Origin of the sequence: Undibacterium sp. 5I2 (assembly GCF_035019605.1) — a bacterium.
Taxonomy (GTDB): Bacteria; Pseudomonadota; Gammaproteobacteria; order Burkholderiales; family Burkholderiaceae_D; genus Undibacterium.
Window position 1 is genome coordinate 1 of sequence record NZ_JASJVS010000011.1, and the last position, 12,206, is coordinate 12,206.

Consider the following 12,206-nt stretch of genomic DNA (forward strand, 5'->3'; position numbering starts at 1 on the left):
GCGACGAAGGAGCGACGCGATGGGAGGGGATGCAAACCCCTTCCAGAGTCTTTTCCATCGTCGCTTGCGACGATCCACTAAGTTGTTGGCGCCGGAGATTAGAAGCTGCGTCCGACTTTGATGACAGCCAGATTCGCGCCCGGGTTCGGGTGTTTGATTGCGCCATTCGAGAAATGTTGTATCTTCAGACCGATATCCCAACCACTGTTGAGCACATAGCCGACACCGATGTGGTCGCCGAATTGGAAGGCGGTCGAAAATTGACGGTTGTTATTGCTGTAGACATGGGAAAATAAATGCGCGCCGATACCGGCTTCGCCATACCAGCCCTTTTTATTATCATTTTGTAGACGGAAGACCGGCGTGATACCGATGTCGGTGATGTTTTGCGTGGCACCGCTGACGCCTTGATAGGCATTGTTGCGCCATTGAGTAAGCGTGACATCCCAATAGCCGCCGAGATGGGTGCCATTGGATTGGAACCAGGCTTTATCCCAGTTCCACTGTGCGCCGGCGCGCACGAATTGCGAACGATTTCCGCTGGCGAATTCGCCGGAAACCGAGTCAAGCGCGTAGGCGCTGGTCGTGCTCAACAACAGGCCGAGGGCGGCCAACAAAGCTTTTCGATTCATCGTTTTCATTGTGCAAATTTGCTGAAATAAAAAAATACTAGGGTAGCATGATTCGACCTCGCTGATCATCCTGCTCTACAATGGCATCTGTTTAATTTTTTCTTTTACTGACCAATGTCACCAACTCGCGACACAATTCACATTGCCTTTCTTGGCATCGGTTTGATGGGTAAGCCGATGGCGCAAACTTTGCTCGCTGCCGGTTATCGCTTATCGGTTTGGAACCGGAGTCCGGCCAAAGCGGCTGCACTCCAAGAGTATGGGGCAGAATTGGCGCTCGACGCTGCTACGGCGGTGGCTCAGGCCGATGTGGTGATCACCATGCTCGATGCCGGTCCGGTGGTACTTGAAGTGGTGCAGCAGATCGCTCCAGCGCTGCGCGCCGGCGCGATCGTCATCGACATGAGCTCGACCCGACCGGATGAAGCACGGCAATGCCATGCCATGCTCGCCGCGCGCGCGGTCGGCTTCATTGATGCGCCGGTTTCCGGCGGCGTGATCGGTGCCCAAGCAGGTACGTTGGCGATCATGGCGGGTGGTTCAGTGGCCGATTTTAATGCGGTTGCGCCGCTGTTTGACGTACTCGGGCGGGCCACCCATGTTGGTGCGGCCGGTACCGGGCAATTGGCGAAGTTGTGTAACCAGCTCATAGTCGGTGGCACAATTAATATCATCGCCGAGGCTTTATTGTTGGCACAAGCAGGCGGGGCTGATCCGGTCGCGGTACGCCAAGCTTTACGCGGCGGTTTTGCCGAAAGCCGGATTTTGGAAGTGCATGGTCAGCGCATGCTCGAGCGTGCCTTCATCCCCGGTGGCCAGGTCAAGACCCAGGCCAAGGATATGGAGAATATCTTGAGTGCCGCCGCTGCCGTCGGTCTGACGCTGCCATTGAGCCAGCAGGTGGCGGCGATCTATGCCGGCTTGCTGCCCGATTATCCGCAGGCCGATCATTCGGCCGCGCTGCTGGCACTCGAACAGCGCAATCCCGGGCTGCGCCTCGGATCTTTACCCGATCAATTACCATGAGCGGCGTGCGTCGCGATGGCTCTGTCATTTCACCAGGAATAAGCATGAGTTCAACCATAGTTCGCGGGGTTTGTCCGCATGATTGCCCCGATACCTGTGCCTTGTTGGTGACGGTCGAAGATGGCAAGGCCGTTGCCGTTAAAGGCGATCCCGATCATCCGACTACGGCCGGGGTGCTGTGTACCAAGGTGTCGCGCTATACCGAGCGTACCTACCATCCGGAACGACTGTTGTATCCGCAAAAACGGGTAGGAAAAAAAGGCGCCGGCCAGTTTGTCCGCATCAGTTGGGAAGAGGCGCTGAGTACTATCGCGGCGCGGCTCGCACCGCTGGCGGCCGAGCGGCCATTGGCGATCCTGCCTTACAGTTATGCTGGAACCATGGGCTTGTTGCAGGGTGATGGCATGGCGCAGCGGTTTTTTCATCGTATCGGCGCGTCGTTTCTCGATCGTACCATTTGCGCTACCGCCGGCGGTGTCGGTTACAAGTACACCCTGGGCGCGCGCGTCGGTACCGATACCGAACAGGTGCAGAATGCTCGCTTGATCATCATCTGGGGTGGCAATCCTATCGCCTCGAATCTGCATTTGTGGATGCGGGTGCAGGAAGCCAAGCGAGAGGGCGCGCAATTGATTTGTATCGATCCCTATCGCTCGTTGACGGCCGAGAAGTGTCATCAGCATATCGCACTCTTACCCGGTACCGATGCGGCGCTGGCGCTGGGCATGATGCATGTGCTGTGTGCCGAAGATTTGCTTGACCATGCCTATATCGCTGCGCATACCTTGGGCTTTGCCGAGCTCAAACAGCGTGTGGCCGAGTGGGATCCCGAACGTGTGGCGGCGGTGTGCGGTATTACTGCAGCAGAAGTGATTGGTTTGGCACGCGCCTATGGTCAGGCTGGTCAGCGCGGTGAGCCTAGTCTGATACGTATGAATTACGGCATACAACGCGTGCATGGTGGTGGCATGGCGGTACGGAATATCGCTTGTCTGCCAGCCTTGACCGGGGCTTGGCGGCACGCTGCCGGCGGCGTGCAATTATCGCTGTCCGATAGTTTTCCGCGTAATACCGCGTATTTGCAGCGTCCCGATTTGTTTCCGGCTGAGTTGCCGCGTCGGACCATTAACATGAGTACCATCGGAGACGATTTGCTGCGCCCGAGTTCGGCCGAGTTTGGCCCGCAAATTGAAGCCTTGTTTGTGTATAACTCCAATCCGGTAGCGATCGCGCCGGAATCGGGCAAGGTGATGCAAGGTTTTGCGCGTGAAGACTTATTTACGGTAGTGCTTGAACATTTCCAAACCGATACTGCCGACTATGCCGATCTGCTGCTGCCGGCCACCACGCAGCTTGAACACACCGATATTCACAGCACTTATGGTCACTTGTATATGATGGCGAACAATGCGGCGATTGCGCCGCTCGGTGAAGCCAAGCCTAACAGTGAAATTTTTCGCTTGCTAGCGCAGGCGATGGGTTATACCGAGCCGTGTTTTTCTGAGAGCGATGATGAGATGGCCAGTCGGGCCTTTAATAACAAGGATGAACGCGCGATTCATTTCGACTGGGCTTCCTTGAAAAAAACCGGTTGGCAAAAACTACGCGTGAAAGCGGCGCCGTTTGCCGAGGGTGGGTTTACCACGCCATCTGGTAAGTGTGAATTTTATAGTGCGACGATGGCGCGTGATGGTTTTGACCCTTTGCCCGGCTATACTGCGCCGCATGAGTCGGTGGCCAGCGCGCCACAGTTGGCGCAGCATTATCCTTTGGCGATGATTTCGCCGCCGGCGCGTAATTTTCTTAATTCGACCTTCGTCAATGTCAAGAGTTTACGCGATACCGAAGGCGAGCCGCATCTCGATATGCATCCCGATGACGCCACTGCACGCGCCATCGCTGATGGCGATATGCTGAGAATTTTCAATGATCGTGGCAGTTTCGTCGCGCGTGCGCGGGTGACCGACAAGGCACGTGCCGGCTTGGTGGTGGCCTTGTCGATATGGTGGAAGAAGCTCGCCAGCGACCATAAAAATGCCAATGAAGTGGTGAGCCAAGGCTTGACTGATATGGGTAAGGGACCGACGTTTTATGATGTGCTGGTGCAAGTAGAACGCCTGAACGAATTGCCTTGAGGCTCGTTTACTAGAGAACAGTTTCAATTTGCAGCTAAACCGCTTGCCATGTGCCCTCATTGTCGCTAGCATCAATGACGGCGCAGTACACAGATTAAAAAGAACGATCATGCTTTTTATTCGCTTGTGAGCAACAATATCGAGGCGAAAAAAATTTACGACGACATAACAATCAGAGACGAGGACGTATATGGACAAGTTTTGGCTTAAATCCTATCCCGAAGGGATTCCTGCAGAAATCGATGTGACCCGCTATGAATCGCTGGTACAGATGCTCGACGAAGCATTCAAAAAATTTGCTCCGCGTAATGCTTATGCCTGCATGGGGGCAGTTCTGACGTATGCTGAACTCGACCGCTTGTCGCAACAAGTCGGTGCTTGGCTGCAGAGCCGCGGCTTGTCGCAGGGTGCGCGGGTGGCGATCATGATGCCGAATGTCTTGCAATATCCGGTGGTGATGGCGGCGGTACTGCGCGCCGGTTATGCCGTGGTGAATGTGAATCCGCTGTATACGCCACGGGAACTTGAACATCAATTGAAAGATTCTGGCGCGGAGGCGATTTTTATTTTGGAAAATTTCGCCATCACGCTCGAGCATGTGTTGGCAAAAACCGCGATCAAGCATATCGTGGTGGCGAGCATGGGCGATATGTTAGGCGGCCTCAAAGGCATGCTGGTCAATTTCGTTGTGCGCAATGTAAAAAAAATGGTGCCGGCATTTTCGCTGCCAGGAGCACTGCGTTTCAAGCAAGTGTTGTCGCAAGCTGCGGGCATGAAGTTGAAACCAGTCATTATCAAGCATGATGATGTGGCGTTTTTACAGTACACCGGCGGTACCACCGGTGTCTCGAAAGGTGCGACGCTCACGCACCGCAACGTGGTGGCCAATGTTTTGCAAAATGATGCATGGCTCTCACCAGCTATGTCTGGTCATGAAGATGAAGCCAAGGTGATCGTCTGCGCCTTGCCGCTTTATCATATCTTCGCCTTGACGGTATGCAGTTTGCTCGGCACGCGCATCGGTGCGATGAATTTGCTCATTCCTAATCCGCGCGATATCCCTGGGTTTATCAAAGAATTGCAAAACTATAGGGTTAATATTTTCCCCGCCGTGAATACGCTGTATAACGGCTTGCTCAATAATCCCGAATTCGCCAAGCTCGATTTTTCTGGTTATGAAATTTGCAGTGGCGGCGGTATGGCAGTGCAAAAAGCGGTGGCCGACAGATGGCTCAAGGTCACTGGTTGCGCGATTGCTGAAGGTTACGGTTTGTCGGAAACCTCACCGGTGGCTACGGCTAACCCGGCGAATACCAAAGAATTTTCCGGCACCATAGGCATGCCGGTCCCATCGACCGATATCATGATTTTGGATGATGACGGTAATTCGGTACCACTTGGGCATGCCGGTGAAATTGCGATTCGTGGCCCGCAAGTGATGGCCGGTTATTGGAACCGTCCGGAAGAGACCGCCCAAGCCATGACGGCTGATGGTTTTTTCAAGACTGGTGACATCGGTATTATGGATTTTCGCGGTTACACCACGATCGTCGATCGTAAGAAAGATATGATTTTGGTTTCCGGCTTTAATGTCTATCCGAATGAAATCGAGGGCGTGGTCGCCATGCATCCGGGCGTGCTTGAGTGTGCTTGCATCGGCGTACCGGATGCCAATTCGGGCGAGGCGGTCAAATTGTTCGTGGTGCGCCGGGATCCGACTTTGACGGTGGATCAGTTGATGGACTATTGCAAAGAGCAATTCACCGCTTACAAAAAACCGAAGTACATTGAATTCCGTCTGGAATTGCCGAAGACGAATGTCGGTAAGATTTTGCGGCGTGAATTGCGCGACGAAAAAAAATCAGCTTAAGCGCCGGCTGAGTGGAAAAAAAAGGAAGGCTGCGGCCTTCCTTTTTTGTTTTTCGTCAGTGCTGCCGTTCACGCCAAGCCGGGGCGGCCATCTTCGACGGTGAAACTCTTGAGCGTAGCGATGCCGGATTCCGGATTGGCGACGTCATCGAGTGCGAGGAAATGGCTGAGCATTTTTTTCTCGGTAATTTCCAACAGCATGTAACCACGTTTGTCGCTGCGACCATATTTCAGATGGGGGTTGGCTAGCACGATCTGATCAGTAATTTCTTGCGGACGCGAATTCGAGGTGATCGAGGTGCCGCAAAATTCAGTGGCGATGCGGGGATTGCTTGCGCTGGCGCGGGCGTTGAAGTCTCGTTTCAGATGGGCGGCATAAAACGTATGCACGTCGCCGGAAAGGACGACCGGATTATTCACTTGGTAGCGCTGTAAGTCATCGAGCAAGCGAGTGCGTCCGGCTGGATAGCCGTCCCAGCCATCAGTCCAAAAGCGTGCTTCGGCATTAGCGCCAAGCGGGCTTAAGTTACATTGTGCCATCAGGGTTTGCTGCGCGAGGATATTCCATTTACCGGGCGACTTTGCCAAACCACGCGCCAGCCATTGTTCTTGTTCGTAGCCGAGCAGGGTGCGAGTGGGATCGCGCAGCTCATTGCATTCGCCGTAGCTGACGAAATTCGAACCACCACGGCCGGGTTTGGCACAGGCTTGGTAGGAACGGTATTGGCGGTCGTCGAGCACATGCAAGCGTGCCAGCCGACCCCAATCGTAGCGATCATACAAGCGCATATGGGCAAACTGGGCCGGCGTGACGGTCGCTTGCTGCAGGCGTACCGGCATATGTTCGTAGAAGGCCTGATAGGCGGCGGCGCGCCGTGGCATGAAGTTAGGATCGAGCCGTTCATCGCGGTCATTACCGTAGTCATTACTCACTTCGTGATCATCCCAGGTGACAATCCATGGTGCGCTGTGGTGCGCCGCTTGCAGTTGCAGGTCGCTTTTGTATTGCGCATAGCGGGCGCGGTAGCCGGCCAAGCTGCTGCTTTCGATGTCGCGTCGGCGTGGGCTGTTCGGGTGGCGCAGGTCGTAGGGACCCCACTCGTAGATGTAGTCCCCGAGGAAGGCGACCAAATCGGGTGCGGCAGCGGCGATGTGGCGATGTGCCGCATAGGCGCCGTATTCCCAATGCTGACAAGAGGCCACCGCAACGCGTAACAAAGCCACGGCGGCGTCGGCAGCCGGTGCAGTACGGGTGCGTGCCGGTGGGCTGACGGCGTCGCCGAGCAGAAAGCGATACCAGTACCAGCGATCTGGGCGTAAGCCGGTGACATCGACGTGCACACTGTGCGCCAACTCCGGCAGGGCAAACGCCTCGCCGCGTGCGACGATGCTGGCGAAGGTATGCTCATCCGCGACTTCCCAGCGGACTTTGTAGACGGTATCGCCATAGACTGGTTCGGCCAGCGGCGCGGCGATCAGGCGGGTCCACAGCACCACGCTGTCCGGGCGTGGTGAGCCCGAGGCTACGCCGAGCGCAAACGGATAACCGCCGCTGTAGCGTTCGGCCGCCTGACCGGGAAACGCGCGTGCCAGCGCAGCGAGGGCGGCCAGTTTCAGTGAACGGTGCAGGAACCGCCGACGCGTCGCCATCTCAGCGTACCGTCGCCAGTGCGCTCAGCGGTGGGATCTGGCGCGGTTTGCGCTCTTCATCGGTAGCGACGTAGGTCAGAGTGGCTTCGGTGACTTTGACGGTGCTGGCTTGCAGACGGTTACGTTCGGCATACACTTCGACCGAAATGGTGATCGAGGTATTGCCGACCTTGACGACTTCGGCATAGAACGACAGCAGGTCGCCGACAAACACCGGTTGTTTGAACAGGAAAGAGTTGACCGCGATGGTGGCGACGCGGCCGTTGGCGCGCCGGGCGGCCGGAATCGCTCCGGCGATGTCGACTTGGGACATGATCCAGCCGCCGAACACGTCGCCATGGATATTGGCATCGGCTGGCATAGGCATGACCCGCAGGGTAGGCATGTGGGGCGGCAGAGTAGTTTGCATGAGATCAGACATCGCGAGCTTCCTTAAAACGTTACAATCTGGTTCGGCGTGGCGCATGATGCAGTTTCATTGGCACGCCATTCGGTACCTCATGATAAACCACTTCAAGAAAAGACTCCTACGATGCGTCGCAGAGAAAACACCGGCAACCGCAGCCTGCCCGCTGCCGACCAGCCACGCGGCGACTGGTCAACCATCAAAACCCTGTTGCCTTATCTGTGGGCCTACAAATGGCGGGTGTTATTGGCTTTGTCATTTTTGGTCGCGGCCAAGCTGGCCAATGTCAGCGTGCCTTTATTGCTGAAAAAATTAGTCGACAACATGACGATTTCGCCCAGCCATCCGGCGGCGCAGTTGGTCCTGCCGGTCGGTCTGTTGTTGGCCTATGGTGCGCTGCGCTTGTCGACGACGATGTTTACGGAATTGCGCGAATTTGTCTTCGCCAAGGTGACGCAGCGGGCGGTACGCACGATTGCCTTACAAGTGTTCCGTCATTTGCATGCGCTGTCGCTGCGCTTTCATCTCAATCGTCAAACCGGTGGCGTCACGCGGGACATTGAACGCGGCACGCGCGCGGTGTCGTCGCTGGTGTCGTATGCCTTGTTCAGCATTGTGCCGACTTTGTTGGAAATTACCATGGTGCTGATTTATTTGAGCACGCATTATGATAAATGGTTTGGCATCATTACTTTTTGCGCGCTGTTTTTGTATATCGCTTTCACGATTACGGTTACCGAATGGCGCACGCATTTTCGCCGCACCATGAATGAGCTCGATTCCAAGGCGCATACCAAAGCGATCGATTCCTTACTCAATTATGAAACGGTAAAGTATTTTGGCAATGAGGAATACGAAGCGCAACGCTATGACCAAGGCTTGCAGAATTTTGAGGCGGCTGCCGTTAAATCGCAGACCAGTCTGTCTTTACTCAATACCGGGCAGTCGCTGATCATCGCCACGGCCGTCACGTTGATATTGTGGCGCGCTACCGCCGGTGTGATCGATGGCAGTATGAGTCTGGGTGATCTGGTGTTGGTCAATTCTTTCATGCTGCAATTGTATGTGCCGCTGAATTTTCTCGGTGTGTTGTACCGCGAGATCAAACAGAGCATGGCCGATATGGAGAAACTGTTTTCTCTGTTGGAGCAGAATCAGGATATTGCCGACAGTGAAACAGCGCTGCCGCTGCGTATCAAGCACGATGCTTCGATCAGTTTCGAACACGTCAATTTCAGTTATGAGAGTAATCGTCAGATTTTATTCGATATCAATTTCACGATAGCCGCCGGTACGACGACGGCGGTGGTTGGCCACAGTGGTTCCGGGAAGTCGACGCTGTCGCGTTTGTTGTTCCGTTTTTATGATATCGAGAGTGGCGTGATTGCGATCGCTGGCCAAGATGTGCGCGCGCTGACCCAGGCCTCGGTCCGTGCTGCCATCGGTATCGTGCCGCAAGATACAGTTCTGTTCAACGATACGATTGAATACAACATCGGTTATGGCAAACCGGGTGCAAGCAAGGCAGAAATTATCGCCGTGGCCAAGGCCGCGTATATCCATGATTTCATCGAGTCGCTGCCGGATGGTTACCAGGCTATGGTGGGTGAGCGCGGCTTGAAATTATCGGGCGGTGAAAAACAAAGGGTGGCGATCGCCAGGACGCTGCTGAAAAATCCGCCGATTTTGATTTTTGATGAAGCGACCTCGGCGCTCGATTCGCAATCTGAGCAAATGATACAGGCGCAATTAAAAGAGATTTCACGCAGCCACACCAGTTTGGTGATTGCCCATCGGCTCTCGACCATCGTCGATGCACAGCAGATTTTGGTCATGGATCAAGGCCGTATCATCGAGCGCGGCACCCATGCGCTGTTACTGGCTCAGCAAGGCGCGTATGCACGTATGTGGGAGCGCCAACAAAGTGGTGCGAGCGAAGTCGCTGTCGCCGCATTGGCGGAAATATAAATGGAAACCAAGTGGCTGGAAGATTTTGTCTCGCTGGCTGAAACCAATAGTTTCAGCCGTTCGGCGGAGTTGCGTCATGTGACGCAGCCGGCATTTTCGCGCCGTATTCAATCGCTGGAAGCGTGGTTGGGCAGCGATTTGATCGACAGGACTTCCTACCCGACACGTTTGACACATGCCGGTGAAGTGTTTTACGAGCAGGCGCTGGCGATGTTGGGGCAGATTAATAATGCGCGGGCGCTGTTACGCGGTAAACGCACCAGCCCACAGACTACGGTCGATTTTGCCGTGCCGCATACGCTGTCACTGACCTATGTACCACGCTGGCTGACCGGCCTGGAAAGTGCCTTCGGCGAAATTCATAGCCGCCTGCTGGCGCTGAATGTACATGATGCCGTCATGACGCTGGTTGAAGGCGGCTGTGATTTGTTGCTGTGCTATCACCATCCGCGCCAACCCTTGTTACTCGATGCCAGTCAGTACGACATGATCAGCATGGGCCGCGAAGCGCTGCGCGCCTATACCCGTTGCAATAAGCAAGGACAGCCCGATTTTGTTTTGCCCGGAACGGCCGAGGCACCTTTGCCATTTTTGGCCTATGCGAATAATGCCTACCTCGGGCGCATGGTCGATTTGGTGCTTAATGATGGTCGAATTCCTTTGCATTTGGAAAAATGCTATGAAACCGATATGGCGGAAGGTTTGAAAATGATGGCGCTGGAAGGCCGCGGCGTGGCATTTTTACCGGCCTCGGCGGTCACTCGCGAAGTACGCCAAAAACTGTTGGCGCGTGCCGATGAAGAGAGTGGTGCTTGGGAGTTGGAGATGGAAATTCGTTTGTACCGCGAACGCCCCTCCTTGCAACGTCCGGGCAAGGCGGTGGTATCACGTTTGTGGGAATATCTTGAGCAAGTTCAGTCAAGAGATGATAAAAAAGTACAGAAGAAAAATCGAAAATAGCGATTGATAGCGGTACTTTATTTTGCTTTTTATGGTGTGAAACGGAAACTATGCGTTCATTGCATAGATTCATGCAAACAAAGCATTGGCTGATTTTTGAAGCGGAAGACTACACTGCGTGGGCTTTTCGGTGTGCCGGAACTATCCGGCTAGACCGAAAAAACCATTCTTGAACTTCCCCTATCAGAAGGCCTATTCAACATGAGCACACCGCATCAGATTCCCTCCTACCTCACCCCGAGCGAAACCGGCCCTTGGTCGGTGTATCTTGAGCAAATCGACCGCGTCACGCCGTATCTCGGTTCGCTGTCGCGCTGGGTCGAAACTCTCAAACGTCCGAAACGTATTTTGATCGTCGATGTGCCTATCGAGCGTGATGATGGCAGTATTGCCCACTTCGAAGGCTACCGTGTACAGCACAATACTTCGCGCGGTCCGGGTAAGGGTGGCGTGCGCTTTCATCAAGATGTGACACTCTCAGAAGTGATGGCCTTGTCGGCCTGGATGACGATTAAAAACTCGGCTGTCAATGTGCCATACGGTGGTGCTAAAGGCGGTATCCGCGTGGATCCGAAGACCTTGTCACGCGGCGAATTGATGCGCATGACGCGCCGGTATACTTCCGAAATCGGTATCATTATCGGCCCGGACAAAGATATTCCTGCACCCGACGTCAACACCAATGAGCAAACCATGGCGTGGATGATGGATACGTATTCGATGAATGAGGGGCGCAACGCTACCGGCGTGGTGACCGGCAAGCCGATTTCTTTGGGTGGTAGTTTGGGGCGGCGCGAAGCTACCGGGCGCGGCGTATTTGTGGTTGGTTGTGAAGCGGCGGCTAAGCGTGGTATGGCCATCACCGGTGCGAAAATTGCTGTGCAAGGTTTCGGCAATGTCGGCGGGATTGCGGCACGCTTGTTTGCCGAAGCGGGTGCCAAAGTAGTGGCGGTGCAGGATCATGGCGGGACGATTTTTCATTCCAACGGTTTGAATGTAGCGGCCTTGCTCGAGCATGTCGCTACGCATGGCAGTGTGGCTGGTTTCGCTGCCATCGAAGCGGTGCTGCCGGATCAGGAATTCTGGGCCGTCAATTGCGACATCATGATTCCCGCCGCACTTGAACAGCAAATCACGGCAGACAATGCCAATCAGATACGTGCCAAGATTATTTTGGAAGGTGCCAACGGCCCGACTACCCCGCAAGCCGATGATATTTTGCGCGACAAGGGTGTATTAGTGGTACCCGATGTGATCGCCAATGCCGGTGGTGTGACGGTATCGTACTTCGAATGGGTACAGGATTTCTCCAGCTATTTCTGGACTGAAGATGAGATCAATCAACGTCTCACTCGCATCATGACAGAAGCGTTCAATGCAGTTTGGCAAGTGACGGAAGAGAAGCAAGTGTCTTTGCGAACGGCAGCTTTCATTATCGGTTGCTCACGCGTGTTGCAAGCGCGTGAAGTGCGCGGTCTGTATCCTTAATCCGGTTTTTTTGCGAGGCCCAGCCTGGTTTCGGCCGCGCTCAGGACGATTGAGGCGGCTTGCTGAGCGGGC

Annotated in this window: 9 protein-coding genes; 6 read left to right on the forward strand and 3 right to left on the reverse strand. The window is 54.7% G+C overall.

The genetic code is table 11. The features are described from left to right. Window positions 1-98 precede the first annotated feature (98 nt). Window positions 99-632: an acyloxyacyl hydrolase gene (locus QN359_RS05915; protein WP_322250693.1), complete on the reverse strand. Its 534-nt coding sequence runs from the start codon at window positions 630-632 to the stop codon at window positions 99-101. Window positions 633-746: 114 nt separating this feature from the next. Between QN359_RS05915 and QN359_RS05920 the strand changes: the two genes are divergently transcribed. The 3 genes from QN359_RS05920 to QN359_RS05930 all read left to right on the forward strand — a co-directional run bounded on the left by QN359_RS05920 (window position 747) and on the right by QN359_RS05930 (window position 5,663). Continuing rightward, window positions 747-1,658 (forward strand): NAD(P)-dependent oxidoreductase, encoded by a 912-nt coding sequence (locus QN359_RS05920; protein WP_322250694.1) that lies wholly within the window; start codon window positions 747-749, stop codon window positions 1,656-1,658. Between the two features lie 44 nt (window positions 1,659-1,702). After that, the gene (locus QN359_RS05925; protein ID WP_322250695.1) at window positions 1,703-3,793 is read left to right on the forward strand and encodes a molybdopterin oxidoreductase family protein; all 2,091 of its coding nucleotides are present in this window, start codon (window positions 1,703-1,705) and stop codon (window positions 3,791-3,793) included. Between the two features lie 190 nt (window positions 3,794-3,983). Further along, window positions 3,984-5,663, forward strand: coding sequence for a long-chain-fatty-acid--CoA ligase (locus QN359_RS05930; protein WP_323493211.1), 1,680 nt, complete (start codon window positions 3,984-3,986; stop codon window positions 5,661-5,663). A 68-nt stretch (window positions 5,664-5,731) separates the two neighbouring features. On the opposite strand, the gene QN359_RS05935 is transcribed toward QN359_RS05930, so the two are convergent. Continuing rightward, the gene (locus QN359_RS05935) at window positions 5,732-7,312 is read right to left on the reverse strand and encodes an alkaline phosphatase D family protein (protein WP_322250698.1); all 1,581 of its coding nucleotides are present in this window, start codon (window positions 7,310-7,312) and stop codon (window positions 5,732-5,734) included. Window position 7,313: 1 nt separating this feature from the next. Then, window positions 7,314-7,733 carry an acyl-CoA thioesterase gene (locus tag QN359_RS05940; RefSeq protein WP_322250699.1) on the reverse strand — a complete coding sequence of 140 codons (420 nt, stop codon included), beginning with the start codon at window positions 7,731-7,733 and terminating at the stop codon, window positions 7,314-7,316. 111 nt (window positions 7,734-7,844) lie between these two features. On the opposite strand from QN359_RS05940, the gene QN359_RS05945 reads away from it, so the two are divergent. From QN359_RS05945 to QN359_RS05955, 3 genes are all read left to right on the forward strand, one after another. Then, window positions 7,845-9,686, forward strand: a complete 1,842-nt coding sequence (locus QN359_RS05945) for an ABC transporter ATP-binding protein/permease (RefSeq protein ID WP_322250700.1) — start codon at window positions 7,845-7,847, stop codon at window positions 9,684-9,686. Continuing rightward, complete coding sequence (locus QN359_RS05950; RefSeq protein ID WP_322250701.1) at window positions 9,687-10,646, forward strand: LysR family transcriptional regulator; 960 nt, start codon at window positions 9,687-9,689, stop codon at window positions 10,644-10,646. A gap of 201 nt (window positions 10,647-10,847) precedes the next feature. Next, window positions 10,848-12,134 carry a Glu/Leu/Phe/Val dehydrogenase gene (locus QN359_RS05955; RefSeq protein ID WP_322250702.1) on the forward strand — a complete coding sequence of 429 codons (1,287 nt, stop codon included), beginning with the start codon at window positions 10,848-10,850 and terminating at the stop codon, window positions 12,132-12,134. Window positions 12,135-12,206: the final 72 nt, after the last annotated feature.

Coding starts and splice junctions, on each gene's coding strand:
- QN359_RS05915 (WP_322250693.1), bottom strand. CDS start 632: ATGAATCGAAAAGCTTTGTTGGCCGCCCTCGGCCTGTTGTTGAGCACG.
- QN359_RS05920 (WP_322250694.1), top strand. CDS start 747: ATGTCACCAACTCGCGACACAATTCACATTGCCTTTCTTGGCATCGGT.
- QN359_RS05925 (WP_322250695.1), top strand. CDS start 1,703: ATGAGTTCAACCATAGTTCGCGGGGTTTGTCCGCATGATTGCCCCGAT.
- QN359_RS05930 (WP_323493211.1), top strand. CDS start 3,984: ATGGACAAGTTTTGGCTTAAATCCTATCCCGAAGGGATTCCTGCAGAA.
- QN359_RS05935 (WP_322250698.1), bottom strand. CDS start 7,312: ATGGCGACGCGTCGGCGGTTCCTGCACCGTTCACTGAAACTGGCCGCC.
- QN359_RS05940 (WP_322250699.1), bottom strand. CDS start 7,733: ATGTCTGATCTCATGCAAACTACTCTGCCGCCCCACATGCCTACCCTG.
- QN359_RS05945 (WP_322250700.1), top strand. CDS start 7,845: ATGCGTCGCAGAGAAAACACCGGCAACCGCAGCCTGCCCGCTGCCGAC.
- QN359_RS05950 (WP_322250701.1), top strand. CDS start 9,687: ATGGAAACCAAGTGGCTGGAAGATTTTGTCTCGCTGGCTGAAACCAAT.
- QN359_RS05955 (WP_322250702.1), top strand. CDS start 10,848: ATGAGCACACCGCATCAGATTCCCTCCTACCTCACCCCGAGCGAAACC.